This window comes from Fructilactobacillus fructivorans, from assembly GCF_000814735.1.
Classification (GTDB): domain Bacteria; phylum Bacillota; class Bacilli; order Lactobacillales; family Lactobacillaceae; genus Fructilactobacillus; species Fructilactobacillus fructivorans.
This window is the reverse complement of sequence record NZ_JOJZ01000009.1, coordinates 1-24,800: the sequence shown is the minus strand read 5'-3', so window position 1 is coordinate 24,800 and position 24,800 is coordinate 1. Positions and strand designations below refer to the sequence as shown.

General features: G+C 41.2%; 29 protein-coding genes and 1 pseudogene. 26 read left to right on the top strand and 4 right to left on the bottom strand.

Annotated elements, in window-relative coordinates:
• Nucleotides 1-37 precede the first annotated feature (37 nt).
• The 6 genes from LfDm3_RS00785 to LfDm3_RS00760 all read left to right on the top strand — a co-directional run bounded on the left by LfDm3_RS00785 (nucleotide 38) and on the right by LfDm3_RS00760 (nucleotide 5,887).
• Nucleotides 38-2,767 (top strand): MMPL family transporter, encoded by a 2,730-nt coding sequence (locus LfDm3_RS00785; RefSeq protein WP_039143149.1) that lies wholly within the window; start codon nucleotides 38-40, stop codon nucleotides 2,765-2,767.
• Nucleotides 2,768-2,922: 155 nt separating this feature from the next.
• Nucleotides 2,923-3,861 (top strand): DMT family transporter, encoded by a 939-nt coding sequence (locus LfDm3_RS00780; RefSeq protein ID WP_039143146.1) that lies wholly within the window; start codon nucleotides 2,923-2,925, stop codon nucleotides 3,859-3,861.
• 11 nt (nucleotides 3,862-3,872) lie between these two features.
• Complete coding sequence (locus LfDm3_RS00775; RefSeq protein ID WP_039143143.1) at nucleotides 3,873-4,184, top strand: DUF7671 family protein; 312 nt, start codon at nucleotides 3,873-3,875, stop codon at nucleotides 4,182-4,184.
• 22 nt (nucleotides 4,185-4,206) lie between these two features.
• Nucleotides 4,207-5,139 (top strand): DMT family transporter, encoded by a 933-nt coding sequence (locus LfDm3_RS00770; RefSeq protein ID WP_039143139.1) that lies wholly within the window; start codon nucleotides 4,207-4,209, stop codon nucleotides 5,137-5,139.
• 86 nt (nucleotides 5,140-5,225) lie between these two features.
• The gene (locus LfDm3_RS00765; RefSeq protein ID WP_010022492.1) at nucleotides 5,226-5,489 is read left to right on the top strand and encodes a hypothetical protein; all 264 of its coding nucleotides are present in this window, start codon (nucleotides 5,226-5,228) and stop codon (nucleotides 5,487-5,489) included.
• A 47-nt stretch (nucleotides 5,490-5,536) separates the two neighbouring features.
• On the top strand, nucleotides 5,537-5,887 hold the full coding sequence (locus tag LfDm3_RS00760) for a winged helix-turn-helix domain-containing protein (RefSeq protein WP_052236540.1): 351 nt from the start codon (nucleotides 5,537-5,539) through the stop codon (nucleotides 5,885-5,887).
• A 99-nt stretch (nucleotides 5,888-5,986) separates the two neighbouring features.
• On the opposite strand, the gene LfDm3_RS00755 is transcribed toward LfDm3_RS00760, so the two are convergent.
• Both LfDm3_RS00755 and LfDm3_RS00750 read right to left on the bottom strand, forming a co-directional pair.
• Entirely contained in the window at nucleotides 5,987-6,205 is a 219-nt protein-coding gene (locus tag LfDm3_RS00755; RefSeq protein ID WP_010022495.1) for a P8 family protein, read from the bottom strand.
• A 58-nt stretch (nucleotides 6,206-6,263) separates the two neighbouring features.
• The gene (locus LfDm3_RS00750) at nucleotides 6,264-7,523 is read right to left on the bottom strand and encodes an MFS transporter (protein ID WP_039143136.1); all 1,260 of its coding nucleotides are present in this window, start codon (nucleotides 7,521-7,523) and stop codon (nucleotides 6,264-6,266) included.
• A 251-nt stretch (nucleotides 7,524-7,774) separates the two neighbouring features.
• Between LfDm3_RS00750 and pyrF the strand changes: the two genes are divergently transcribed.
• The 9 genes from pyrF (at nucleotide 7,775) to LfDm3_RS00705 (ending at nucleotide 15,297) form a co-directional block, all read left to right on the top strand.
• A complete protein-coding gene (gene pyrF / locus LfDm3_RS00745) occupies nucleotides 7,775-8,503 on the top strand; it encodes an orotidine-5'-phosphate decarboxylase (protein ID WP_039143134.1) in 729 nt (242 codons plus the stop codon).
• A gap of 2 nt (nucleotides 8,504-8,505) precedes the next feature.
• Nucleotides 8,506-9,129: an orotate phosphoribosyltransferase gene (gene pyrE / locus LfDm3_RS00740; protein WP_039143132.1), complete on the top strand. Its 624-nt coding sequence runs from the start codon at nucleotides 8,506-8,508 to the stop codon at nucleotides 9,127-9,129.
• A 146-nt stretch (nucleotides 9,130-9,275) separates the two neighbouring features.
• The gene (gene adhP / locus LfDm3_RS00735) at nucleotides 9,276-10,304 is read left to right on the top strand and encodes an alcohol dehydrogenase AdhP (protein ID WP_039143129.1); all 1,029 of its coding nucleotides are present in this window, start codon (nucleotides 9,276-9,278) and stop codon (nucleotides 10,302-10,304) included.
• A 128-nt stretch (nucleotides 10,305-10,432) separates the two neighbouring features.
• Nucleotides 10,433-11,617, top strand: coding sequence for an AbrB/MazE/SpoVT family DNA-binding domain-containing protein (locus LfDm3_RS00730; protein ID WP_039143126.1), 1,185 nt, complete (start codon nucleotides 10,433-10,435; stop codon nucleotides 11,615-11,617).
• 59 nt (nucleotides 11,618-11,676) lie between these two features.
• A complete protein-coding gene (locus LfDm3_RS00725) occupies nucleotides 11,677-12,561 on the top strand; it encodes an aldo/keto reductase (RefSeq protein WP_010022503.1) in 885 nt (294 codons plus the stop codon).
• Nucleotides 12,562-12,684: 123 nt separating this feature from the next.
• Nucleotides 12,685-12,894 (top strand): hypothetical protein, encoded by a 210-nt coding sequence (locus LfDm3_RS00720; RefSeq protein ID WP_039143123.1) that lies wholly within the window; start codon nucleotides 12,685-12,687, stop codon nucleotides 12,892-12,894.
• Complete coding sequence (locus LfDm3_RS00715; protein WP_039143120.1) at nucleotides 12,895-13,545, top strand: hypothetical protein; 651 nt, start codon at nucleotides 12,895-12,897, stop codon at nucleotides 13,543-13,545.
• 117 nt (nucleotides 13,546-13,662) lie between these two features.
• Nucleotides 13,663-14,511 (top strand): hypothetical protein, encoded by an 849-nt coding sequence (locus tag LfDm3_RS00710; RefSeq protein ID WP_039143117.1) that lies wholly within the window; start codon nucleotides 13,663-13,665, stop codon nucleotides 14,509-14,511.
• A gap of 84 nt (nucleotides 14,512-14,595) precedes the next feature.
• Entirely contained in the window at nucleotides 14,596-15,297 is a 702-nt protein-coding gene (locus tag LfDm3_RS00705; protein WP_191978909.1) for a hypothetical protein, read from the top strand.
• Between the two features lie 54 nt (nucleotides 15,298-15,351).
• Here LfDm3_RS00705 and LfDm3_RS00700 read toward each other — a convergent pair whose 3' ends face one another.
• The gene (locus tag LfDm3_RS00700) at nucleotides 15,352-16,287 is read right to left on the bottom strand and encodes an aldo/keto reductase (RefSeq protein WP_039143114.1); all 936 of its coding nucleotides are present in this window, start codon (nucleotides 16,285-16,287) and stop codon (nucleotides 15,352-15,354) included.
• Nucleotides 16,288-16,301: 14 nt separating this feature from the next.
• Nucleotides 16,302-16,685, bottom strand: coding sequence for a DUF488 domain-containing protein (locus LfDm3_RS00695; protein WP_039143110.1), 384 nt, complete (start codon nucleotides 16,683-16,685; stop codon nucleotides 16,302-16,304).
• A 137-nt stretch (nucleotides 16,686-16,822) separates the two neighbouring features.
• Between LfDm3_RS00695 and LfDm3_RS00690 the strand changes: the two genes are divergently transcribed.
• The 11 genes and pseudogenes from LfDm3_RS00690 to LfDm3_RS00640 form a co-directional block, all read left to right on the top strand.
• Nucleotides 16,823-17,365, top strand: a complete 543-nt coding sequence (locus LfDm3_RS00690; protein ID WP_010022510.1) for a hypothetical protein — start codon at nucleotides 16,823-16,825, stop codon at nucleotides 17,363-17,365.
• Nucleotides 17,366-17,420: 55 nt separating this feature from the next.
• Complete coding sequence (fabZ, locus tag LfDm3_RS00685; protein WP_039143105.1) at nucleotides 17,421-17,867, top strand: 3-hydroxyacyl-ACP dehydratase FabZ; 447 nt, start codon at nucleotides 17,421-17,423, stop codon at nucleotides 17,865-17,867.
• 20 nt (nucleotides 17,868-17,887) lie between these two features.
• A complete protein-coding gene (locus LfDm3_RS00680; RefSeq protein WP_039143104.1) occupies nucleotides 17,888-18,865 on the top strand; it encodes a beta-ketoacyl-ACP synthase III in 978 nt (325 codons plus the stop codon).
• 34 nt (nucleotides 18,866-18,899) lie between these two features.
• Nucleotides 18,900-19,163, top strand: coding sequence for an acyl carrier protein (locus LfDm3_RS00675; protein ID WP_039143101.1), 264 nt, complete (start codon nucleotides 18,900-18,902; stop codon nucleotides 19,161-19,163).
• A gap of 25 nt (nucleotides 19,164-19,188) precedes the next feature.
• Entirely contained in the window at nucleotides 19,189-20,100 is a 912-nt protein-coding gene (locus LfDm3_RS00670) for an ACP S-malonyltransferase (RefSeq protein ID WP_039143097.1), read from the top strand.
• Nucleotides 20,101-20,103: 3 nt separating this feature from the next.
• Entirely contained in the window at nucleotides 20,104-20,847 is a 744-nt protein-coding gene (gene fabG / locus LfDm3_RS00665) for a 3-oxoacyl-ACP reductase FabG (RefSeq protein ID WP_039143093.1), read from the top strand.
• A gap of 26 nt (nucleotides 20,848-20,873) precedes the next feature.
• Entirely contained in the window at nucleotides 20,874-22,109 is a 1,236-nt protein-coding gene (gene fabF / locus LfDm3_RS00660; RefSeq protein ID WP_082019940.1) for a beta-ketoacyl-ACP synthase II, read from the top strand.
• Entirely contained in the window at nucleotides 22,109-22,555 is a 447-nt protein-coding gene (locus tag LfDm3_RS06890) for an acetyl-CoA carboxylase biotin carboxyl carrier protein (RefSeq protein WP_039143090.1), read from the top strand. The genes fabF and LfDm3_RS06890 overlap by 1 nt, the downstream gene beginning before the upstream one ends.
• A 2-nt stretch (nucleotides 22,556-22,557) precedes the next feature.
• Nucleotides 22,558-22,974: a 3-hydroxyacyl-ACP dehydratase FabZ family protein gene (locus LfDm3_RS00650; protein WP_039143088.1), complete on the top strand. Its 417-nt coding sequence runs from the start codon at nucleotides 22,558-22,560 to the stop codon at nucleotides 22,972-22,974.
• An 18-nt stretch (nucleotides 22,975-22,992) separates the two neighbouring features.
• Complete coding sequence (locus tag LfDm3_RS00645; protein WP_039143085.1) at nucleotides 22,993-24,366, top strand: acetyl-CoA carboxylase biotin carboxylase subunit; 1,374 nt, start codon at nucleotides 22,993-22,995, stop codon at nucleotides 24,364-24,366.
• Nucleotides 24,353-24,800, top strand: a pseudogene (locus tag LfDm3_RS00640) (acetyl-CoA carboxylase carboxyl transferase subunit beta); the annotation flags it as partial. The gene LfDm3_RS00645 and the pseudogene LfDm3_RS00640, both read left to right, overlap by 14 nt.

Here is a 24,800-nt window from a genome sequence, read left to right as displayed (position 1 = left end):
ATGTTAATTAAAATATTAAGCGTTGAGGAGGAGTTCGATGAATAAATTCGTCAAAAAATACATATTTTTTGCGGCATTCTGGGTCATTGCTGTTTTAGCCGCTGTCTTATTTTTGCCCAACATTTCACAGATAACTGCGGAACACGGACAAACTAAGATTCCAGCTAACATGCAGAGCCAGGTTGCAGAAAATATTCAAAAGCACTGGGGTCATCACATTAGTGATACTAGACAAGTGGTCTTGGTATACAACAATGGTGATAAAAAGATTGATGCTGGCAAACAAGCCGACATTAATCACACTGTCTCAAAGTTAAAAAATAATGCTGATTACTACGGCATCAAAGGTGTAACGTCCGCTAATGAAAATGCGGCGACTAAGAAACAGCTGATTTCAAAGGATGGTACCACTGAGCTGGTCCAACTGAATGTTTCTAAGAAAGATTCGGTTGAGACGATGAATAACAAGCTTAAAAAGGGTGCCAAGACGTCGAATCTGAAGTCGTATGTCACTGGATCGGACGTTTTAAATGATGATATGCGGCAATCGATGATTGACGGAATTAAACAGACCGAGGTCATCGCCGCCGTCTTCATCTTGATTGTTCTGATCATTGTCTTTAGATCGCCAATTGTCCCACTAATTTCACTATTAACCGTGGGAGTCTCATTCATTGTTTCCTTGAGCGTTGTGATGAATTTGGCTAAGTACATGAACTTCCCACTGTCAAACTTCACCCAAGTCTTTATGGTAGTGGTCTTATTCGGGATTGGAACGGATTACAATATCCTGCTGTACGACAGATTTAAAGATAATCTGGGTCAAGGAATGGATAAGGTTGAAGCCACCGTGGACGCGAGGAAACGAGCTGGAAAGACCATCCTTTATAGTGGGGGATCCGTTTTAATTGGGTTCTTTGCACTGGGACTGGCGAAATTCTCTATTTATCAGTCCGGAGTAGCCGTTGCCATTGGGGTAGTCGTTCTCCTGTTGGTTCTGCTTTCATTGAACCCATTCTTTATGGCACTCCTTGGTAAGACCATGTACTGGCCTGCCAAGAATCTTTCCCCCAAGAAGCGTGGAAGTCGCATTTGGCACTTCCTTTCAAGTCATTCGGTTGCTCACCCCATCATCGCGATTGCGTTGGTCTTAGTCCTAACGCTGCCATTGATCTTCTTTACCGGAAAGAGTAGCTTAAACTACGATAATTCGGTTGAACTAAGTGATTCATTGCCTTCTAAACAGGGATTGAACACGGTTCAGCAACACTTCTCCAAGGGGACTGCTGAGCCTTCCACCATTTACATTCAATCTAAGCATAAAGTTAATAACGAGAAATCGATGATGGAGATTGACCGCATCACTCGTCAGTTGAAGAAGAACAAGGAAATTAAGACGGTTGCATCGGTTACCCAGCCAAGTGGGGAACCGATAAATCAACTCTACTTAAATAATCAACTTGGTACGCTTAATAGTAAGATGCAACAAGCTAACGCAGGATTGAGTCAGATTCAAGCTGGAGCTAACGGTGGTTCCTTTAATGCCGATCAACTAAAGGCGATTGGAGCTTCAGCTCAATCCATTGGAAATCACTTGAAGACCATTCAAGGGGTTAGTGGGGCAAGTACTGCTCCTGGTCAAACTTCTGGTCAGGCAGTAATTGCTCAGATGCAGCAACAGGCAACTGCCATGGGATCACCAATGAGCCCACAACAGTTACAAATCGTTGCTAGTGGACTTCAAAACGTTAGTTCTCAAGTTCAGATGCAACAAGCATCTGCGATGTCTGGTTTGCAAAATGAATTAACTGGGATTGCTTCAGACACACAAAATATCGGAAACAATGCGCAAGCCATGGGGCAACAACTCCAAGGAATTCAGTCGCAATTGACACAGGCTAACGCTGGTCTTAATAAGATTAATCAGGGAATGCAACAATCTAACGAATACCTGACGGGACTTCAAGATTCAGCTGCGGCTGCTAATACGTTCTACATTCCAAATCAGGTGCTTAAGAGTAAAACCTTTAAGCAATCGTTGAATAACTACGTCTCCTCAAACGATAAGATTACTAACATTACCGTTGTTTTGAAGGATAATCCATCCAACGCGAAGTCAATGAACCTTGTTAAGAATGTGCAAAACCAAGTTAAACAGTCTCTTAAAGGAACTAGTTTAAATGACGCTACCGTTGCCATTGGTGGTGAAACAGCTACGATGTCTGATACCCATGACATTGCATCGCAAGACTTCTTTAGAACTGCCGTTATCATGTTGGTTGGAATCCTGATTGCGTTGATGTTTGTAACGCGTTCCATTTTGCAACCACTCTATATTGAAGGAACGTTGATTTTGACGTACTTCACTTCGTTAACGTTAACCCGTTTGTTCTCAGAGACCTTCTTAGGTCAAAGCATGTTAACTTGGAATACGCCGTTCTTCACCTTTATTATGCTGATTGCGTTGGGTGTTGATTACAGTATCTTCCTGATGATGAGGTATCGTGAGACCACGGATGGATCACCAGCGGAACGAATTGTAAGTTCTGCTAACTACATTGGTGTCGTGGTATTGTCAGCTGCCGTCATCTTAGGTGGTACCTTTGCCGCACTGATTCCATCTGGAATCTTGACACTGATTCAGGTTGCCATTGGCGTCATCATTGGTTTGATTATTCTAGTAATTATCTTGCCAATCCTGTTACCAGCTGCCATTCGTTTAACTTATCAACCAATTAGCTTTAAACGAAATAAGAACAAAGCTTAAGCTTCAAATTAAAAGAGAGATCAGTTTTGACTGACCTCTCTTTTTTGTGTCATCTAAAATGACATGGACTATTGACCGGCTTTCGCTTTACGCCTAAAATTAACTTATTAATATGTAAAAAAATAAATCGGTCGTGACCGAGTTAGGGTGAAAATATGAGTGAAGATAAGACTAGCATCGGAAAAAGTAAAGTATTAAAAGGGATTGCCTGGGCAACCCTGGCATCAACCTTTTGGGGTATTTCTGGAGTGGTCCTTCAGTTTGTCTCACAAAATGCGGCCATTCCAGCCTCATGGTTCTTGTCAGTAAGAACCATTTTTTCTGGAATTTTGCTTTTAGTAATCGGATCCATCATGTATGGAACCAAGATTTTCCATGTCTTTAAAGACTGGAAGTCCATTATTTGTATCGTCGCCTATGGAATCATCGGATTAGGTGCTAACCTAATGTCATTTTACCTTAGTGTTCAGGATGGAAATGCTGCTTCGGCAACGATCCTGCAGTACTTATCGCCATTATTTATCCTGTTGGGTGGATTTTTGTTCATGCATAAGCGACCTTACAAGATCGATTTAATCGTTTTTCTACTAGCTCTTGTAGGGGTCTTTCTGGCAATTACTAAGGGTGACATTAATCAATTAGCCATCCCACTTCCAGCCCTACTTTGGGGAATTGTTTCTGGAATTACCGCCGCTTGTTACGTGGTCATCCCTCGTCCACTAATGGAAGAAAATTCGCCCATCGTAGTTCTCGGTTGGGGAACTTTGATTGCGGGATTGGTCTTTAACATTCATCAACCAGTTTGGGTTGGGGTTCCACACCTAACTACTGGAGCCATCGTTGGAATTGGAGCCATCGTAATCATTGGAACGGTCATTCCATTTGCATGTTTGCTTCACAGTTTGCATTTTGCTTCTTCAGAAGACGTTAGTTTGGTGGATGCTGTTCAGCCAGTTGTCACTTTCATCTTGAGTGTGCTCTTCTTACATACTAAGATTAGTTTGATGGAAGTAGTTGGATCGGTGTTGGTAATTCTCGCAATTTACATTTTGCAAGATTCCAAGCGCCGAAACGTGAAACAACAGAAGCTGTAACAAAGATAATCATGGCAAATAAATATAAAGTAATGCGTTTTACCGGAGTTCCACTGGCAATGGATGATGCCGGTAATTATGTAATTAAAAAAGATGAGAACGGCAATTTTAAACTTCATACTTGGCGAATTGGGAAACATACTAGGGGCCATTTTCATCGGATCGGTCAAGTTTTTTTAACGGAAAATCGATTAAGGGTTGCCATTGTGCAGGATTTTAGTGTATCTTTTAACAAACGGCATCGGTATACGCCGATGGAACGTTTTTTAGATGATTATGTTGATAAAAAAGTTATTGATGAAGCTGAGTCACACTTGGATTAATTGGAAACTGTGAGGAGATAATATGAAAAGTAGAACGGGTAAGATGAGCAACACCGTTAAGGGAATTTGTTTAGCGGCGTTTGCGTCAACTTCATGGGGTGTTGCTGGTGTCATTACACAGTATGTTTCACAAAATGTTGGGATTCCAGCTTCCTGGTTTCTATCAGCCCGTACCACTGGTGCGGCCATTGTTTTGTTACTAGTTAGTGCCATTATTTATGGTAAGGGAATCTTTAGTGTCTTTAAGTCGTGGAAGTCAATCATGTGGTTGGTTTTGTATGGTTTGTTTGGACTAGCAGCTAACATGGGAAGTTTCTATGTCAGTATTCAGACCGGTAACGCAGCCGCAACTACGATTTTGCAGTACCTATCACCACTGTTTATCTTATTAGGTGGATTTGTGTTTATGCATAAAAAGCCGATGAAGATGGACATCGTGGTCTTCGTTTTGGCCTTGGCTGGAGTGTTTTTATCAATTACCAAGGGTGATATTTCACAACTATCAATTCCAATGGACTCATTTTTCTGGGGAATTATTTCTGGAATTACCGCTGCTTTATACGTGGTTCTGCCACGTCCATTGGCTCACGATAATTCACCCATCGTGGTTCTTGGTTGGGGAACTTTAATTGCCAGCTTAGCCTTTAACATTAACCACCCGGTATGGACCAACGTTCCCCACTTAGGAATGGGCGGAGTGCTTGGCGTTTGTGGAATCATTCTGTTCGGAACTTTGCTTACTTTCTCCTCACTAATCTACGCTTCTCGTTTTACCTCATCAGAGGTCATCAGTTTACTGGATGCGATTCAACCAGTAGCGACCTTTGTCCTGAGTGTGATCTTCTTACATACTCACATTAGTTGGGTTGAAGTCTTAGGTGCTGTCCTGGTTATTCTGGCGGTTTACATCCTTCAGTATGTCCAACGCCACAAGAATCAAGAGGAGCTCTTATAACTTTCTTAAGCATTTGAGCATATTGGTTTGAAAGCCCAATCTTTCAGGATATAATAGTGTCAATCTTAATAAAGGGAGAGATTATTATGGCAGAAGAAAGTAAAGAAACAAAAGCATTGGACAAGATTTCAGAAATCATGAACAAGTTGCAAAAGACTTTGGACAAAGAGGGCACTGAATCAAAAGAGGGCCACAAAGTTCATAGTTGGTTGGAAGAACACCGTGCTATTCATGAAATCAAACGAACCCTTCATGAAGTTGGCAAGTTCGACAAGTTTGACTCAGCCGCTTACGACAAATTCATGAAGGATTACGAAAAAGTTGTTAATGATTTGGACGACAACGATTAATAATCTATAATTTCTAGGGAAGCTGCAATGGTAGCTTCTCTTTTTTTGTGAGGATCTTTAAAAAGAAGGGAAATGATAATTTGGCAGGTACGACGAATGAGTTCAGCTTTGATGGATTCACTTTAAATCCGGCGGTAGGTGAGTTGAGTAGTAATACTCAATCCATTAAATTAACCGCTACTGAGACCTCGCTGATGGTGCTTTTTATTGAGCACAAAGACAAGCTAGTATCAAAAAAAGAATTAATGACTTTTCTGTGGGCCAACGGTGCTTTTATTGACAAAGATGCCATTGAAGATGATATCAGCAGATTGAGACATAAACTTGGTCAAGTGGGTTTAAAAGATAGGATCAAGACGGTGCCAATGCGGGGATATAAGTTGGTTACAAATCGGTAGGGTTAATAATTAAAAAGAGAGATGGCAAAAATGTCATCTCCCTTTCTTTGTATAAAAAAGAATCCATCAATTAATTGATGGACTCAGGAAAATAAAAAATTATTTCTTAAGTAACTTTTCAGCATCAGCTTTAACGTCGTCATCGCTCATGTCTAAGTACTTTTCCATGTCAGATTCAGTCTTCATGGTGTCATGACTGTTATCTTCCATGTAGTGATCCCATAAGGCATCACGGACAGGAATTGAGTCATCGCTCCAATCAAATACTTCTGACATCTTTTCGTCTAATACACGTGGTGTTTCAAAATCATCAGCCATGTTATATATCCCCTTTTCATTTATTCACTTCTATTTTAATTCTTTTTAACAAAAAGTGTTAGCTATTTGCACTTAATTTCGCCTTTTTACTTAATTTTTTGATGCCAGGGATGCTTAGCATTGTCACAAAGCTAATTAAATATAGAACGGAAAGGAAAATCATTACAACCATCAGGTTATACTGGTCCATTAAAATCCCAATGATTACCGATGACATTCCGCCAACCGCGCGACCGACACCAACAATAATGTTATTAGCACTACTTCTAACTTCGGTGGGGTAGAGTTGACTGACAACCGCACCGTATCCACCATACATCCCATTGGAGAAGAAACCGACGATCGCTCCAATTACTAGGAGGGCAATCGTAGTGTGGGCGAAGACCAGGAGATAGACCATGATTGACGATGCAATTAAAAAGATTCCAAATGAAAGTCTAGGACCGATACGATCCAAGATAGAACCAAAGGTCATCATTCCCACACTCATTCCGATAATGGTGGAAATCATCCAAAGTGATGATCCGGCAACGTTCAATCCGCTTTGCTTTTGAACGATGGTGGGTAACCAGTTCATAAGACCGAAATAACCAGCGATTTGAACGGTGGTCATGATCATCAAACCGATACTTTGATAGGACGTTTGAAAGTCAGAAAACATGTATTTTCGAATGGCTTCTGCGGTAGAAATGGTTTGTTCCTGCTTGGACTTCAGAAATTCGTTGGATTCCGAAAGGTGTCGACGAACGAAGAAGATTAAAACGATGGGAATTAATCCAAATAGGTAGAGTGCGTGCCAACCCAAGTTGGGAATAATAAAAGCAGCTAAGACTGCCGCAAGCAGTGCACCGACTTGACCGCCAACCGAAGCAATCGACGACATTTTACCTAACTTATTCTTGGGAAAGGCTTCCGCAAGGAGCGTAATTCCAAGCCCGTATTCACCGCCTGCTCCGATTCCGGTCAGTAGTCTCAAAAAGTAAATGAGATAGATGTTGTTGGCAAATCCCATTAAAGCCGTCGCAAACGCAAAGATGAAGATGGTGTATGTAAACGTTTTGACCCTACCAAATCGATCGCCCAGAAAGCCAAAGATGACTCCACCAAGTAACATTCCCCAGTTAGTAATGGTTCCAATCAGACCGGCAGCTCCGGCTGAAATGTGGAGTGAAGCAATCATCGAACTCATCGTGAAAGATAGAAAGAGCACATCCATGTTTTCAAGACCAAATCCAGAACTAGATGATAGTAAAACTAGTTTTTGGTTCTTGCTCATTGCATGGCTGTGCTCAGTATCATTGGTTATATTATTATCCATAATTTCCTCCAAATTAAGACTCACTGGTCTTTTTTATTTGTTGCTGTTAGCGATTATTGCATAGCAAAATTATTTTCGCAAGGTCCAATTTGAACTTGACGAGCCGACCAATCTTCCCTATATTAGGAGTAATCATTAATTAAATTGGTTCAGAGAAGCCAAAATTATGTTTATCAATTCATATAAATTTAATTCTAAAGGACCATTCTCTGACATTTGTCTCGGAATGGTCCATTTTTGTGAGGTAAAAAATGAAAAAAACAATGATGATCGCGTTGGATTTTCCAACCCAGATGGATGTGAATACTTTTCTTGATCAATTTCCGTACCCAGAACAGTTGACCGTTAAGATTGGGATGGAACTCTTTTACCGTTACGGACCAGAGGCAGTGCAGGAAATTCAAAATAAAGGATGCTCGATTTTCCTGGATCTAAAGTTAATGGACATTCCCAATACGGTTTATGCTGGAATGTTTCAACTGGCCAAACTGGGAGTCGATTACGTGACGGTTCATACCCTTGGTGGTAGTGAGATGATGCGTGCCGCCAAACGGGGGCTAGTTGATGGGAGTAGGGAGGCAAATAAGAAGGTACCCGAGCTACTAGGAGTAACCGAATTAACCTCCATTTCCCAGATGGCGCTTACTAACGAACAAAACTGTTCGTTAACTATGAATGAACAGGTCGTTTCCCTTGCTAACTTAGCCAAGGCATCTGGTTGTGATGGCGTAATTACGTCTGCCAAAGAATTGAATGATCTCGTGGAACAGGTCGGCGATGATTTTGACTACGTGGTTCCTGGCATCCGGAGTAGGGATGACGCCAGTGAGGATCAGAAGCGGGTGGCAACTCCAGAGCAGGCTCGAGAACACGGTGCTTCCGCCATTGTCGTCGGAAGGCCAATTACTCAGAATGAGCATCCCTATCGATCCTATCAAAAGTATGATGATGAATGGAATCTTAAGAAAAGGGTGGATTAATGATGAATACAACTAGCATTTTAAAGGACCTCGTGAGTGATCGAATTGTCCAACTCAACCCTAGTAAGCCGTTTACGTTTGCGAGTGGGATTAAGTCGCCAATCTATACGGACCTTCGTTTGACCATTTCGTATCCGAAGTTAAGACGTAAAATTTATCGGGCCCTTGGTCATTTGATTGAAACTAATTTTCCCAACGCCACTGTCATTGGCGGTGTTGCCACCGCTGGTATTCCTCATGCTGCGTGGGTAGCGGAAGAAATGCAGTTACCGATGATCTACGTCAGATCCAAGCCCAAAGATCACGGAACCAGTAAACAAATCGAGGGAAAGGTAACTCCATCTGACCACATTGTCTTAATTGATGACCTGATTTCAACTGGTGGAAGCGTGATTAAAGCTTCCAAGGCAGTTCAAGCTGACGGCTATCAAGTTGACGGGGTGGTTTCAATTTTCTCCTATGGGTTTGCGGACGCTACTGATAATTTTAAAAAGGCTAATTTAAAATTTGTGCCACTACTAACTTATCCAGAATTAATTAAGCAAATGCTTAACGATGAACAAATTCAAAATGATGAGTATGAACGGTTGAACAAGTGGCACCATGATCCATGGTCATGGAAATAAATTACCGTTTTTATTTCCCAATTTTTAAGGATATATTACGATCTGTTATCGCTTACAATTCGTTATTGACACGTGAAAAATTTAACTATATGATAGGAATTGTTGATAGATAGATGAATATAATTACAAAAATAGGAGAAGTGATTATGGTTAAAGCAGCAGTTGTTAGAGATAATTCAGATGGATATGTAGACGTTAAAGACGTCAAGTTACGTCCAATTCATGAGGGTGAAGCCCTAGTTAAAGTTGAATATTGTGGTCTTTGTCACACTGACTTGCACGTGGCTTCAGGTGATTTCGGTGAGGTTCCTGGCCGAATCATTGGACACGAAGGCGTTGGCCGAGTAATTCAAGTTGCCGACGATGTAACCGACTTAAAGATTGGTGATCGGGTTTCGATTGCCTGGTTCTACTCAGCCGACGGAACTTGTGAGTACTGTGTTACTGGGAATGAAACTCTATGTCGGAACGTTAAAAACTCCGGTTTCACCGTTAATGGTGCGATGGCTGAAGAATGTATTGTAGACGCTAAGTACGCCGTTAAGGTTCCAGAAGGTTTGGATCCCGTAGAAGCAACTTCATTAACCTGTGCGGGTGTTACGACTTATAAAGCCTTGAAAATTGGTGACACGAAACCAGGTAAGTGGGTTGAAGTCGTAGGTGCCGGTGGTTTAGGTAACCTTGGAGTTCAATTAGCTCACAACGTTTTTGGTGCCCCAGTGGTTGTCGTTGACGGTGACCCCAAGAAGTTGGAAGCCGCTAAAAAGAACGGTGCCGATGTTTTGATTAACCGTCACGATGGTAACGTAGCTGAACAAATCCAGGACAAGGTTGGCGGTGTTTACGATTCTATCGTTACGGCCGTTAATCCAGACGCTTTCACTCAATCAGTTAACGCCTTGAGACCTAATGGAACATTGGTTGCCGTTGCTCTTCCTAAGGGTGACATGGCACTTAACATTGATAAGACGGTTCTTGACGGCATCAAGGTTGCTGGTTCACTTGTAGGAACTAGACAAGACCTAAGAGAAACCTTCCAGTTCGGTGCTGAAGGAAAGGTTAAACCAATCGTTAGAACCGACAAATTGGAAAACATCAATAACGTCATTGATGACATGAAGGCCGGTAAGATTGTTGGTCGAGTTGTCTTTGATTTCACTGGTGACGACAAATAATTTAAACTTATAATTAATTAAGAAGCAGAATTGTTCAAATTCTGCTTCTTTTTTTAATAATTACTTCGATGTTCGTTATAATGGAGAAATGAGATTATTTTTAAATTCATAACGAACGAGGAAGCATAATGAAAGAAAAACCCAAGTATAAAATTGCCATTCCAAATCAAGTGGTAGAACGCTTGCACATTAAGCCCGGTGCTAAATTGAAGCTAGCGTTACGGCGGCAAGGGATGATAGTTGAAAAAATCAATGATGGGAGTACGGACTCTTGGAACGTGTCCATCTGGTGGTCACTCGTTCCGGCCATTTTAACTGCCATCATGGTTCTAATATTTTTTAAGTATCGGAATTTTCGAATTATTCCCTTGAGTGGTCAGTTTTCGATTGCAAGTGGAACCATTATTTTTGGTCTGATTTTTGGTGCACTCTTATTCACGCTTTTTCTGGTGAAGAGTCGGAAAAATCCGCAAAATACCATTTATCGCAACATTTATTGGCGAAATTTCCCAACGATTGTTCTGTCATTTACGGCTAGCTTGTTGGTTGGATTGCTGGGAATCTTTTGGATTCTGGGAATTGCCTTTAAGGGAGCAACGTTTGATGTTTATACAGCGACTATCATCATTGCGGTTTTAGAGGGAATCGTAAACTACGTCATGATCGGGGTAGCCGTGGCTTTGACGCCCACGTTACTAGTTGATCTCTTAAACCTGATCATCGTGTCTGGAGTCCTCATCTCCATGTCATCTAATAGTCATCGTTACTGGTGGAAACACAACCTGAGCTTTCTTGGTACCAGCCGAGCCACTGATAGCTGGCAGTTTAATTTGACCATTATTTTCTCGGCTTTGTTGATGTGGGCCGTGATTGATTTCTTGTTTGTTTCATTGAAGTCGGTGCAAAAGCCCACGGTTCAGACTTGGGTTTTAAGGACCCTCATGACCCTAATGGCTTTTAACGTTGCTGCGATCGGGATCATTCCAAATGACATTCAGATTCCGTGGATGCACTTCTGGCATACGCAATTTGGGTGGTCGTTAGTCTGGATTATCATTATTTTAATTGCAGGAATTCGGTGGCTGTGGCCGGGGATTTCCAAGAACTTTTTAAAGACCTCTTATCTGATTGGTTTTCTCCTGGTACTAGCCAGTATTCTCTTCCAGGTCGTGCACTACTTTTCACTCACAGCTTTTGAGATTACCTCGTTTACGCTGGCGTTTGCGTGGATTTTGATGTTATTTCAGTACATTTTAAACGTCGTGAACAAGGGAATTCTCGATTTTACGGTTACTTTAACCCAAAATAAATAAGCAGAATCCATGAAATAAATAGCGTGATATCCTACAATGTATTCATGGAGGTGTTAAGTATGAGTAGAGACTTAGAATCAAAAGTACGTTTAAATAATGGCGTTGAAATGCCCCAATTAGGAATGGGTGTTTGGAAGAGTAACAACAAAACTGCCGCTCAATCCGTTGAATGGGCACTAAACGATGGTTATCGAGCAATCGATACCGCTAAACAATATGGTAATGAAGCCGGTGTTGGTGAGGGTCTGAAAAAGGGCTTAGCTGACAATGGATTAAAACGTGAAGACGTTTTTCTAACAACTAAAGTATTTAACGGTGATCAAGGATATGACTCAACACTTGAAGCTTTTGAAGGCCAATTGAAGCGTCTTCAAACTCCATATGTTGATTTACTATTGATTCACTGGCCAGTAAATGGCAAGTACAAGGAAACATGGCGCGCCCTTGAAAAGATTTATCATGAAGGTAAAGCTCGCGCAATTGGAGTTTCAAACTTCAACATTCGTCGTCTTAGAGACTTAATGAAGCATTCTTCCGTAAAGCCAGCCGTTAACCAAATGGAATTCCATCCATTGGAACAAGAAGCTGACATTAAAGAATACTGTGATTTAAATGACATCAAACTCGAAGCATGGTCACCACTTGGTGGTGGAGAAGCCTTAGGCAATCCACTTGTTAAGAAGTTGGCTGAAAAATACGGTAAATCAACCGCACAAATCATCCTTCGTTGGGACATGCAACGTGGTATCATTTCAATTCCAAAGTCAGCTCACGAAAAGTATATCCAAGCTAATGCTGACATCTTTGACTTTGAACTTGATGATGACGACATTCGTTTAATTAACAGTCTAAACGTTGACAAGCGTTCAATTTGGTACGGTGACTTCCGTTGGAACGGAAATCCTGATGCTCCAGTTGACACTGTTGATCAATGGGACGATTAATATTAATCAAAAGAGAAGCCTATGCTTCTCTTTTTTTATTGCCTGCAATGGCAACTGATAGCGTTTTTATTAAGATTTAGTTATAATAAAAGGGTAAAACAAATTAACAAAAGGAGAAATATTATGATTATTAAAGCAATTAAAAGTGCCTTAAATATCACTAAAAAGCATTTTTGGATCTTGCTGGCAATGGTTGTTCCCGCTATCCTAATCTCTGCGATTCTTGGCGGAGTTGTTAGCAGCCTGCAGAATTCTGAAGCTTTGAGTTTAAGTTATAGTTTTGGCGCTAGTTTTAGTGTCTGGTTAATATCCGTCTTGGTTGGAATTATCTGAGTGGTTCTGTTCGAGTCGGCCGCCATGGGTTATCTGACTGGTGATGAGACCGAGACCTTTAAGTTTGAAGATGCCTTTGTGGCCTTTAAGCAGGGGAATACTTGGTTGGTAGCAGCCTTATACGCTGCCTTCATGGATCTGATTAGCTTCATTTTTGGAGCACTATTTGTTGCCGCCGTTGGGGTAATTAGTGCGTCATTTGTACCCCAGGCCTTTGGTTTTAATACCACAACCGCTCAGATCATTGCTCTGATTATTGTGGGCATTGTGATTTTGGCTTTAGTCGGAATCGCTTGGATTTTCGTTGCTACCGGCCTAGCCTTTATCTACCTAACTTACTTTGACGCTAAACGGAAAGGTCAAGAATTGCATTTGATGGCTGGATTCTCGAAATCTTGGAACCTCATGAATGGTAAGCGTTGGGATTTGATTGGTTTGAAACTTTTGACCTTAATCATTGCCGTCGTTACCTTTGCTATCATTGCGGTAGTTGGGGCCTTGTTATGGTGGATCTTTGCTTCAATGCTAACTTGGACCGTCTTTGCGATTGTACTAGAAGCAGTTTTGGCTGTTCTTGCCGTTGCTATTTCAATTTTTTACACGGTATGGTTCGCAATGGCTAATATCAAGTTCTACGAAGAAATTAAATAGTTAATAAGATAATTTTAAAAGAGAAGCTGATGGGCTTCTCTTTTTTTGTGGATTTTCATTTTACGCAAAAGTTCGTTATCCTGGACCTAATTAATTTTAAGGGAGAGTATCATATCTATGGCAATTGAAGCAATTAGTAAAGCACTTAGTACCACCAAAAAATATTTCTGGCGACTCCTCTTGATGACGATTCCGTATGTGATTATTTATTTCGCTTTAACTGGGCTCGAGATCTATTTTATGAAGGAAACTCAGATCATGAACTTGGACGATATTTTTACATCAGGTGTTTCAATGATCATGCGAATCGTGATCACACTTATCACCAATATTTTGGGGATGTCCATTATTATGGGATATCTTTTAGGTGAAAAAGACGGCCACTTTCCCCTTAAAAATGCGTTTGCAGTTTTTACTAGGGGTAACACGTGGCTGATTTCGATTGGTTATTCACTTCTTATAATTGTGATTATGATTTTATATGCTGGTGTCACGATAGGTGGAATTTTTGGGATTGCGACCCTGTTAGGAAGCTTTTCTCTAAACGTGTGGCTGAAACTGTTGATTGCGATCGTCGGGATTGGTTTAATAGTTGCCTGGTTCTTTTTGTATGCCTACGTTGGACTAGGACTGCAGTTTATGTATCTGGCTTACTTTGAAGCCAAAGGGCAAAATAAGCACGTTTCCTTCTTTTATGGTGTTAGAGCCTCTTTAGAAATGATGAAGGGACATCGATGGAGCCTCTTTGGATTCAAATTTACCTTATTATTAGTTGCCCTGGCAATTTTCCTGTTGTTAGGAATTATCGGAATTATCTTGTGGGCGATCTTTGCCGTTGCTCTATCGTTAAAGATTTTAGGAACCATCTTTCTGATTTTAATTGGTCTGATGGCGTTTGCAGTTTTTCTTTTCTTTAATGTATGGATTTTCATGGGTTACGCAAAATTTTATGAGGAAATTAAATAACAAAATGAAGCACAACCAGCCATTTGGTTGTGCTTTTTACATTGTCAAAACGAACGGGGCGTGTGATAATTCTAGTAACGGAAAATGGAGGAATTACATATGATTGCAAACGCAATGACGAAGTCGTGGGAAGTTGTTAAGAAACACTGGTGGATGATGTTTTTAATGGGGATTCCAGCAGGAATTGTTGGGGCATTTTCTGATCCTTCAATGCTATTGAAGCTGCAGGGGATGCAAAGGGCCCTTTTCTCAATCTTTGAGCTAATTGTCGGGTTAGTGGGCATCTTATTTTCGGCCTCGTTAGCAATGGGATATGCCAAAAGTATGCAGACGGGGAGTTTCAAGTTCAAGAATGCCTTTGTGGCTTTTAACCGGAAGTATAACTGGCCTGTTATTATTCTTGTGGGACTTTTGATGGCACTTGCTGAAGCATTTGCAACGCTACTGTTCATCGTTCCCGGAGTAATTTTATCCGTTGGTTGGGGACTATGGATGTATTCGTATCAAGACAATATTGAAGCTGGCGATGAGGTTGGCATTACCCAGGCATTTACGGATGCATGGAAAACGACTAAGGGATACAAATGGAACTTCTTTGGATTACAACTGTTGTTTTTCTGCATGTACATGGTGTTAACCATTCTGCTGACTGCCATCACCTCAGCTTTTAAAGGGAATGGGATCGTTGTTGCTGTGGTTTCAGTGCTAGTCTACATCCCGATGATCATCATTAGCTTTTGGAACTCAGCGGCTCAGATTATTTTCTATCGCGAAATTAAAAAGTAAATTAACGTAAAAAAAGAGCTTACCAGCGGTAAGCTCTTTTTAATATTCTAATTATTATTTAAAAAGGGTATTAATTTGATCGTACTCAGCATGAGTAAGATTGATATCCAGGGCTTTAGCATTACTCTTAACTTGTTCTGGTTTCTTAGCACCAGGAATGACAACTGTAATATCAGGATTCTTAATGTACCAAGCTAGGACAATTTGGGCAATTGTGGCATCGTGTTTGTCAGCAATTGGCTTTAATTGATCAACCTTATCAACGATTTTTTCGAATTCTTTACCCTTAAAGTCAGGGTTATCATGTCTAATATCGTCTTCAGGGAACTTGGTTTCCTTACTGTACTTACCGGTCAAAAGACCTGATGCCAGTGGGAAGAATGGTACAAACGAAATATCATGTTCCTTCAGGTATGGGAATCTTTCTTTTTCTGCCGATCGGTCGATTAGGTTGTATTCCTCTTCATCAATGTCAACTAAGCCGTCAAGGTTAGCTTGTTTTAATTGGTCCATTGACATGTTTGAGACTCCGATGGCACGAATCTTACCAGCTTTTTTCATTTCATTTAGAGCAGCAACCGATTCGTTTAATGGAGTATGATCGTCTGGAAAATGAATGTAAAAGATGTCAAGGTAGTCCGTTTGAAGTCGTTTGAGGCTATCTTCAACGCATTGTTTCAAGTATTCTGGTGAGTCATCGATCACAACGCTGCCATCACTTTGAACTTTTTGACAACCTTTGGTAGCGATCTGGATCTTGGAACGATCATAATCTTTGATGGCTTCACCAATAAGCTTTTCTGATTCACCCATGCCGTATGCAAAAGCGGTGTCCAAAAGGGTGATTCCAGAATCTAGGGCTGTTTTAACGATTTCGATTCCAGTTTGATCACTTAGATTAGGGAACAAGTTGTGTCCACCAACGGCATTGGTACCTAAACCTAATGGAACTGTGGTGACGTCTGATTTACCAATTTTTACTGTTTTCATGTTAAATTCCTCCATTACTGATTGAGTTCTGCTTTAATCTCTGGTTGGTCTAGCAAGTAGTGATAGATAATAATTGCTTGATTGTGCTTGGTATCCTTCGCTCCATACAATAAAATTACGTTACCAGATTTTAAATGAGTGGCCACTAATGATACAAATCCTGGCATCTGTGAATTGTTTTTTAATTCTTCCAGGTATTTTTGTTTGAATTCATCAAACTTAGCTGGATCATGTCCGAACCACTTCCGAAGGTCGGTGCTCGGGGCAATTGATTTAAACCAGACATCCAGATCGGCATTGACCTTGGAAATTCCACGGGGCCATAACCGATCCACTAAAATACGATAACCGTCTTTATCAGCGGGTTTGGTGTAGATTCGTTCAAGCTTTAATTCCATTTTTCTTGCCTACCTCCATCGATTATTGAATCTCTTGTACTATAAGTAAGTATACGATATTTGAGGGTGCAAACGTTAGAATTTAGTCTCCGATGTGGTAAAATCAAGTGTTAAAAAATTTAAGGAGGGACAGTATATTGGTTAGAAAAAATCGGATTTCGGATGGCATTTCAAAGTTGCATGGATCAGCCAATGGATTTTTGAAAAAATTTCAAACTGAAATCGATGAAAAGCGACATCCTAATAAACGAAGAGTGATTGATGGAACAGATATTGAACTGGCGCCACGACAAAAAATCGAACGTCATCGTTATCCTGATTTGGTGGACTATGGGACCTATTATTCTGCGATGATGAATAATGGTCATACTGTTCTGGTTAATCCAGATTACCCTGAATATAGTGTTGAAGTGATGCCTGGATCCTATGATCAGGAACATCATTTCATGAATGACACCAAACATTGGCGGATGTATTATGTTGATGGTGTTGGAATTGATCGATATTCAGCCCCAATTCCCGAATCATACGATTATTTACAAGATATGGACAGTGATGAAGCCGATAAATTTCCTGGAATTCCTGGAGATCGATACGGAAATCGTTGGGCCATTGGATATAATTCGAAGGATAAAGTTTTGTTAGTAAGTAATGAAGCTTTGAGCTTAAATAAGCGTTAGGGTGTTACCAAACGTCACATCTGTAACGTCAAACTAAATTTTGTGAGATGAAAAAATGGAACAGTTAAGCATTGATAAAATTATGGAAATTCTTCCAAACAAAAATCCGACCTTATTTGTGGATCGGGTAGATCAACTAACTCCAGGCGAGTCAATTGATGCGGTGAAAAACGTGACCGCTAATGAAAACTATTTTCAGGGTCATTTTCCTGGCTTTCCATTAATGCCGGGAGTCCTAATTGTTGAGACCCTTTCTCAGGTGGCGTCAATCCTAATTTTGAAATCAATTGATGAAGATCCCCAGAAAAAAGAAACGAAACTCGATAAAACAAAGAACGTCAAGTTTCGTCACATGGTTCGACCCGGCGATACTTTGAAAGTTCATGTTGATCTTAAAGAAGCTGCTAACGGCAGATACGTTGTAGCAGCTGATGGTGAAGTGGACGGTAATAAGGCCTGCTCGGCCACCTTGGAGTTTTCGTTAGCAGATCGGCTTGATTGATGATTAGTAGGTGTTAGGTAATGAGTGCTTTTAAGATTATGGCAAGTTCCAAGAGTGTTCCACATCGGGTGGTCACTAATGATGACTTAGCTCAGATTATGGATACTTCTGATGAATGGATTAAGCGACGCACAGGAATCTCACGCCGGCACATTGCAACGGACGAATCCACTACTTCAATGAGCATTGAGGTTGCCCACGCGCTTTTAAAGAAGACCCAAATTGATCCCAAAGACTTGGATTACGTGGTTGTAGCCACGATGTCGTCTGATTATCAGACACCAGCAACGGCTGCCAGCGTTCAAGGAGCTATCGGCGCCACGAACGCGGTTGCTTTTGACATCGACGCAGCATGTACTGGCTTTGCATTCGGAACGTCGATCCTTAATTCACTGTTAGCAAAAAAGAGCGGTAGTTGTGGAATCTTGATTGGGGCAGAAGTTTTAAGTAAACTTCTGGACTGGTCAGATCGATCAACCGCCGTGCTTTTTGGTGATGGGGCAGCTGGGGTGTTAGTTCAAAATGATCCCAGCTCATCTTCACAAGTTTTAGGGGAATCGCTTAAGACTTTTGGTAATTTAGGTTCAGCACTAACGGCTGGCCATTTTGCTGACGTTACCCCCTTTGGCAAAAATCCAAACCAAGAAAAACAATTTTTCAAGATGGATGGCCACCAGGTTTTTAATTTTGCTTTAAAAAAGGTTCCACTTTCAATTAAAGAAGCACTGACTGATGCGAATTTATCACTCAATGACATTGATGTTTTTGTTATGCATCAGGCCAATGCACGTATCATTGCGAGTGTTGTCAGAAAGCTGGGCTTACCAAAAAATCGATTCCCGATAGATATTGATGAGTACGGCAATACAGCGGCGGCCAGTGAACCGCTGCTATTGGCAGATTTGCTTACAAGCGGTAAAATTCAAAGAGGGAACAAGATTGCCCTTGTCGGTTTTGGTGGCGGATTAACTACTGGAACTGTTATAATTAATTATTGAGAACAAATAAATTTTATTAATGGAGTGATTATTTATGGCTGAAAAAGCAGATAAGAATCAGATTTTTGACAAGATTAAATCGGTGGTTACTGACCAAACCGATATCAACCCAGATGACATCAAGATGGACGCCAACTTCAAGGATAACTTGGACTTAGATTCACTAGATATCTTTGAAATCGTTGATGCCTTAGAAGATGCCTACGACATCGAAATTGACAGTGACGAAGGTATGGAAACTGTTTCTGACTTGGTTGATTACGTTGCCAAACAGATTGACGACAAGGACAAAAAGTAAATAAGATTTAGGAGTGTTTTGAATTTTGAAAATCGGTTATTTATTCAGTGGACAGGGACAACAGTTTCCTGGCATGGGATCTGACTTGTATCAAAATAATGATACTTATCGAAACGTGGTCGATACCGCGTCACGGACTTTAAATCTCGATCTATCCGATCCCAAGGTTTTTGACGATCCTGAAAACACTCAGGTTGCCATCTTAACGATGAGTTATGGTATTTATCGCATTTTAGCGGATCAATTACCAAAGGCTCAAGCGATGATGGGACTTAGTTTGGGTGAATATAGTGCTTTAGTATCCGCTAAAGCACTATCTTTTCAATCAGGATTAAAACTAGTTCGGGATCGAAGCCACTATATGGATGAAGCCGGGAAACAAAATCCAGGCTCCATGGCAGCGGTCCTAAAAATTGACCCGGACGTAGTGGTCGATGTTACCAGTAAAATTGACGGAGCGTATCCTGCCAACTTTAATACAAGTGAACAAACTGTGATTGGCGGAACCAAAGCTGGGGTTGAAAAAGCCAGTGCGGTCCTTAAGGAACGGGGTGCTAAGCGCGTCGTTCCATTAAAAGTGGCGGTGTCTTCTCACACGCCACTTATGCAATTAGCGAGTGATTTACTGGCCAAGCGCATGGAGAACGTCACATTTAAGACTCCCACCATCCCAGTTATTAGTAACACCGATGTGGGTCTCTTTAATGAGAATAATCTGGCCGATACGTTGACACGTCAATTAGTTAACCCCACCCATTTTAGAGAAGATTTGGAATTGATGGTTAATAATTATGGGGTTGATACGCTCATTGAGATCGGGCCTGGAAATACCCTAACTAAATTTGTGAAAAAAACGCTTAAAGATGTTAACGCGTATAGTGTTGATAGTTTAAAGAAATTAACTGACTTACAAGAAAAACTTGGTTTGGAGGACTAATTCATGACAACAACAAATGATAAGAGCACGGTCTTAATTACTGGTGCTACCAAGGGAATTGGTCTGGCAACTGCCAAACGTTTAGCTAAGAATTCCAATAATTTGGTGATCATTAACTCGCATAGAGAACTGAGTGACGATGAGGTAAAAGATTTAAAGTCACAGTTTGATACCGAGATTGAGATTCTTATTGGTGATGTTTCAAAAGAAGAAGACGCCGAATCAATGGTTAATCAAATTCTAGACGAGCATGATCACTTGGACGTTTTGGTGAATAACGCTGGCATTACCAAGGATAAATTACTAACTCGGATGAGTGAAGAAGACTTCAAGGCCGTATTAGATACGAACTTGGTTGGAACCTTCAACATGACGAAGTATGCTTTAAAGACCATGCAAAAGAAACGAGCTGGAGTAATTGTAAACACTTCAAGTATTTCAGGTCTTCATGGAAATATGGGCCAAGCCAATTATTCTGCCAGTAAGTCAGGAATTGTCGGTTTAACTAAGACCACCGCTCAAGAGGGATCACTTCGAGGCGTCCGTTGTAACGCGGTTGCTCCCGGAATGATTAAGACCGATATGACGGCTAAGTTAAGCGACAAGATTATTTCAAAGTGGGAAGATACTATCCCACTTCATCGTTTTGGAAATGCTGAAGAAGTAGCCGAAACAATCGAGTTTTTAATTAATAATCAATACATTACTGGTCAAGTAATCACTGTTGATGGCGGACTCACAATGTAGTTCCGTTTACTTAAGGGAGGATTCAATTGGGTAATAGAGTTGTTGTTACGGGTATGGGTGCAGTAACCCCGATCGGAAACGATGCTGAAACTTTTATTGATAATTTGTTGGCTTCAAAGGTCGGAATTGAAAAAATCACTAGTTTTGACACTTCTGAGATTAAAGCTCACGTGGCAGCTGGTGTAAAGGACTTTGATCCAGGCAAACGCTTAGCTAAACGAGACTATCATCGAGTAGATCCATTTGCACAATACGCACTTTATAGTGCCGTGGAAGCAATGAATCAAGCTGGGTTAAAACGTGGTGAGTACGATGGAAAGGATCTGGGTGTCATCTATGGATCTGGAATCGGTGGGATTAGTACCATCGAAACACAGGTTCTCAAGATGTATAAGAAGGGTCCACGTCGACTTTCCCCGTTATTTATTCCAGAAACCATCATTAACATGGCGGCTGGAAATATTTCAATCTACTTTGGTGCAAAAAATACCAGTAAAGCAGTGGTAACTGCTTGTGCAACTGGGACCAACGCCATTGGGGATGCATACGAATACATCAAGGCTGGAAAGGCCAAGATGATGATTGCGGGAGGATCCGAAGCAGCGATTACCCCCGTCGGCATTTCGGCCTTTGCTGCCTTAACAGCCTTATCTTCAAGTGAAGATCCCGAACGCGCTTCGATGCCATTCGATCAAGATCGTGATGGCTTTGTAATGGGTGCCGGTGCTGGAACCCTTGTTCTTGAAGATTATGATCACGCAAAAGCACGTGGTGCACATATCTTAGGTGAAATCGTGGGTTACGGCCAAACCAGTGATGCTTATAACCTAACTGCTCCAGATCCAGACGGAGAAGGTGCCATTGGAGCAATGCAACAAGCACTTGATGAAGCTAACATTAAGACGTCTGATTTGGATTACATTAATGCTCACGGAACCGCTACTCAGTCCAACGATATTGCTGAGTCTAAGGCCATCAGTAAGTTATTTAACGATAATGATCACGTTTTGGTTAGCTCAACTAAGGGGATGACCGGTCATGCATTGGGAGCTGCCGGAGCCATTGAGGCGGTAGCGATCCTTGGAGCCATGAAACGGAGCCAGATGCCCGTAAACGTTGGGGTTACTCATCAGGATCCCGAGAGTCATATTCGACTGGTTGATCAGACCAACGCTAAACGATCAGTTAATACGGCAATTAGTAACTCGTTTGGATTTGGTGGCCATAACGCGGTCCTTGCAATAAAGAAGTGGAATCAATAATGAATGAAAAAGATATTGAAAAGTTAATTACAAAATTTGATAAGTCAAATCTGCAGGAATTAAAAGTTGATGAAAATGGTCAACAGGTTTATTTCTCAAAAATTGATAGTCATTCAAAGCCAGTAACACACGTTGAAAAAAGTGATGTTGGTGATGAAAAGAAAGCCAAAAAAGAAAACTTGCAGCTTAATGCGCCAACCAATGATAATTATCAGTTAAAGGCGCCCATGGTAGGGATTCTTTATTTTGCTCCTAGTCCTGAGAAACCTGATTTTAAAAAAGATGGTGATCGGGTTGAAAAGGGTGAGACGGTTTGCGTTATTGAAGCCATGAAGATGGTTAACGAAGTTAAGAGTCCCATTAGTGGAACGATTGTTAAACGATTGGTTGATAATGGCTCCATGGTTGAGTATAACGAACCGGTTTACGAGATTAAGGAGGACTAATTATGACACTGAATGTTAATGATTACATTCCTCAACGTCCTCCAATTCAAATGATTGATAAGATTGAGGACATTACTCCTGGTGAGGGAGCCACGGCGACTAAGATGCTGGCTGGTAACGAGTGGTATTTTGCTAATCAGGGCAATCATCCTACGTTGCCACGACCATTAGTGCTTGAATCGATGGCTCAGACTGGGGTAGTGGCCTTATTATCAATGCCAGAGTATCACGGAAAAAACGCGTTCTTTGGTGGGATTAAGCAAGCGGAATTTAAAGATGACTTCAGACCAGGGGACGTTTTACATCTCAAGGTGGATTTACTGAAGGTTAAACATAATATTGGAATTGGAAAGGGCGTTGTAACTAGGGATGGACAAGAAATCGCTAATGCAACGTTGATGTTTGCGGTTGAATCATAGTGAGTGAAAGGTGATTTAATGTTTAAAAAGGTACTGGTGGCTAATCGGGGCGAAATTGCGGTCCAGATTATCCGTGCGCTTCATGATATGAATATTAAAGCGGTGGCGGTTTATTCAACGGCTGATGCCGATAGTTTATTCGTAAAATTGGCCGATGAGTCAGTATGTATCGGTGGACCATTTCCAGACGAGTCATATCTCAATATGGCGGCAATTGTTGATGCAGCGGTATTAACCGGTTGTGATGCTTTGCACCCGGGGTATGGCTTTTTGTCTGAAAACGCTGATTTTGCCGAACTTTGTAATCAATGTGGCGTGAAGTTCATTGGACCAAGTGCCAAGGTCATTAACCTCATGGGTAACAAGGGGCACGCGAAAGAAGCCATGAAGAAGAGCGGGGTTCCAACGATTCCTGGTAGTGATGGCTTCATCGATTCCGTCGAGCAGGCTAAAAAAGTTGCTCATCAGATTGGTTATCCGGTTATGCTAAAAGCTGCTGCAGGTGGCGGAGGCAAAGGAATTCGGAAGGTTGCCGATGATGATGAACTTTTAAAGGCTTTTCAGGATACCAAGCGGGAAGCTAAGCTTTCGTTTGGAGACGATCGGTTGTACATGGAAAAAGACCTAAATGATGCCAAACACATCGAGATGCAGGTCATTGCTGATGAACATGGCGACATCGTCTATTTCCCAGAACGGGACTGCTCACTTCAACGTAATCATCAAAAGGTAATTGAGGAGAGTCCTTGTTCTGAGATTAACCCTGACAAACGAAAAGAACTTGGTCAGATTGTAGTAAACGCTACCAAGGGAATCCAATATACAAATACAGGTACATATGAATTCTTAATGGATCAAGATCATAACTTCTACTTTATGGAAATGAATACGCGACTGCAGGTTGAGTACACCATTACCGAAGAAGTAGCTGATGTTGAAATCATCAAGGCCCAAATTTTGGTTGCTGAAGGAGAAAGGTTACCCTTTACTCAATCAGATTGTGAAGTGAAGGGATACGCTCTTGAGTGTCGAATTGACGCTGAGGACCCTAGCAATAATTTTGCCCCATCGCCCGGTAAAATCACCAGCCTGCATCAAACTTACGGAACCAAGGGTGTCCGGGTTGATTCGGGAATTGGACAAAATGACGTCATTTCGCCGTACTATGATTCGATGATTGCCAAGATCATCGTTCATTTACCGACTAAGAAGCAGGCAGTACACAAAATGCGACGGGTTCTTAATGAATTTCACATTGAAGGAGTTAAAACCAACCGAGATTTCTTGATTGCACTGTTAGCGGACAAGCATTTCTTAGCCGGTGATTTTAACAATAATTATATTGAAAGTACGTTCTTAAAAGAATGGATGAAGAAACATGGCAAAAAATAATTTTGAGAATTTGAGTTCTGATGAACTATCCAGAAGAATGGATCAAATTCCTGAAGATATTTGGATAAAATGTCCATACTGTGGGGTCACATTTTTTAAAAAGAAGTTGGGTAAGTACAAAGAGTGTCCGAATTGTGGTTATGCCTTCAGAATTGGGGCCAAAGAACGCATTGCAATGATGTGTGACGATTTTACCCCAATTAACACGGAGTTGAAGGCGTCGAAAAAATTTAAAGACGCTCAGTACGTAGCTAAATTGAAAAAAGCACGGGAAGTAACCGGTATTAACGAAAGTGTCCTTTCGGGAATTGGAACCATTGACGGTACCAAGGTCGCAATTGCTGCCATGGACTGGCGATTTGTGATGGCCAGTCTTGGAACGGCAACTGGTGAAATTCTGGCCCGTTTATTTGAAATGGCTACTAAAAAGAACC

Excerpts from the sequence above, each read along its gene's own strand:
- LfDm3_RS00700 (WP_039143114.1), bottom strand. The coding sequence starts at position 16,287 with ATGAAAACAGTAAAAATTGGTAAATCAGACGTCACCACAGTTCCATTA.
- LfDm3_RS00750 (WP_039143136.1), bottom strand. The coding sequence starts at position 7,523 with ATGGATAATAATATAACCAATGATACTGAGCACAGCCATGCAATGAGC.
- LfDm3_RS00680 (WP_039143104.1), top strand. The coding sequence starts at position 17,888 with ATGAGTGCTTTTAAGATTATGGCAAGTTCCAAGAGTGTTCCACATCGG.
- LfDm3_RS00775 (WP_039143143.1), top strand. The coding sequence starts at position 3,873 with ATGGCAAATAAATATAAAGTAATGCGTTTTACCGGAGTTCCACTGGCA.
- adhP (WP_039143129.1), top strand. The coding sequence starts at position 9,276 with ATGGTTAAAGCAGCAGTTGTTAGAGATAATTCAGATGGATATGTAGAC.
- LfDm3_RS00705 (WP_191978909.1), top strand. The coding sequence starts at position 14,596 with ATGGAGGAATTACATATGATTGCAAACGCAATGACGAAGTCGTGGGAA.
- pyrE (WP_039143132.1), top strand. The coding sequence starts at position 8,506 with ATGAATACAACTAGCATTTTAAAGGACCTCGTGAGTGATCGAATTGTC.
- LfDm3_RS00675 (WP_039143101.1), top strand. The coding sequence starts at position 18,900 with ATGGCTGAAAAAGCAGATAAGAATCAGATTTTTGACAAGATTAAATCG.
- LfDm3_RS00765 (WP_010022492.1), top strand. The coding sequence starts at position 5,226 with ATGGCAGAAGAAAGTAAAGAAACAAAAGCATTGGACAAGATTTCAGAA.
- LfDm3_RS00720 (WP_039143123.1), top strand. The coding sequence starts at position 12,685 with ATGATTATTAAAGCAATTAAAAGTGCCTTAAATATCACTAAAAAGCAT.
- LfDm3_RS00710 (WP_039143117.1), top strand. The coding sequence starts at position 13,663 with ATGGCAATTGAAGCAATTAGTAAAGCACTTAGTACCACCAAAAAATAT.
- LfDm3_RS00695 (WP_039143110.1), bottom strand. The coding sequence starts at position 16,685 with ATGGAATTAAAGCTTGAACGAATCTACACCAAACCCGCTGATAAAGAC.
- LfDm3_RS00770 (WP_039143139.1), top strand. The coding sequence starts at position 4,207 with ATGAAAAGTAGAACGGGTAAGATGAGCAACACCGTTAAGGGAATTTGT.
- LfDm3_RS00755 (WP_010022495.1), bottom strand. The coding sequence starts at position 6,205 with ATGGCTGATGATTTTGAAACACCACGTGTATTAGACGAAAAGATGTCA.
- LfDm3_RS00645 (WP_039143085.1), top strand. The coding sequence starts at position 22,993 with ATGTTTAAAAAGGTACTGGTGGCTAATCGGGGCGAAATTGCGGTCCAG.
- fabG (WP_039143093.1), top strand. The coding sequence starts at position 20,104 with ATGACAACAACAAATGATAAGAGCACGGTCTTAATTACTGGTGCTACC.
- pyrF (WP_039143134.1), top strand. The coding sequence starts at position 7,775 with ATGAAAAAAACAATGATGATCGCGTTGGATTTTCCAACCCAGATGGAT.
- LfDm3_RS00785 (WP_039143149.1), top strand. The coding sequence starts at position 38 with ATGAATAAATTCGTCAAAAAATACATATTTTTTGCGGCATTCTGGGTC.
- LfDm3_RS00730 (WP_039143126.1), top strand. The coding sequence starts at position 10,433 with ATGAAAGAAAAACCCAAGTATAAAATTGCCATTCCAAATCAAGTGGTA.
- fabZ (WP_039143105.1), top strand. The coding sequence starts at position 17,421 with ATGGAACAGTTAAGCATTGATAAAATTATGGAAATTCTTCCAAACAAA.
- LfDm3_RS06890 (WP_039143090.1), top strand. The coding sequence starts at position 22,109 with ATGAATGAAAAAGATATTGAAAAGTTAATTACAAAATTTGATAAGTCA.
- LfDm3_RS00780 (WP_039143146.1), top strand. The coding sequence starts at position 2,923 with ATGAGTGAAGATAAGACTAGCATCGGAAAAAGTAAAGTATTAAAAGGG.
- LfDm3_RS00725 (WP_010022503.1), top strand. The coding sequence starts at position 11,677 with ATGAGTAGAGACTTAGAATCAAAAGTACGTTTAAATAATGGCGTTGAA.
- LfDm3_RS00650 (WP_039143088.1), top strand. The coding sequence starts at position 22,558 with ATGACACTGAATGTTAATGATTACATTCCTCAACGTCCTCCAATTCAA.